General features: G+C 66.5%; 1 protein-coding gene. It reads left to right on the plus strand.

Annotation, left to right across the window (positions count from 1 at the left end; translation table 11 throughout):
• Positions 1-52: 52 nt before the first annotated feature.
• Positions 53-391: aldehyde dehydrogenase family protein (locus BTA35_RS17420; RefSeq protein WP_139363763.1), on the plus strand; the 339-nt coding region annotated here is incomplete at its 3' end.

The raw sequence follows: 391 nt of genomic DNA on the forward strand, positions 1-391 counted from the left end.
AAACAGGCATGCGGCAAGAACACCAACAGACACGGAGACAGGAGCACACCGCATGAACAATTACGCCCAGCTCTACATCAATGGCCAATGGGTCGCGCCGCATGGCAAAGGCACGATCGACGTCTTCGACTCGGGCACGGAGGCCGTGATGGGCCGCATTCCCGAAGGCGTCGAAGCCGATGCCGAAGCGGCCGTCGCCGCCGCGCGCGCCGCATTCGACGCCTGGTCCGCGACACCCGCCGCCGAGCGCGGCGCCTATCTGCAAAAGATCGCCGACAACCTCAAGGCCCGCACCGACGAACTCGCGCAACTGATCGCCGGCGAAGTCGGCATGCCGCTCAAGCTCGCGCGCGCGATCCAGGTCGGCGGTCCGGTCTACAACTGGGGCGCC

It is taken from the genome of Oceanospirillum linum (genome assembly GCF_001995095.2).
Taxonomy (GTDB): domain Bacteria; phylum Pseudomonadota; class Gammaproteobacteria; order Pseudomonadales; family Halomonadaceae; genus Oceanospirillum; species Oceanospirillum linum.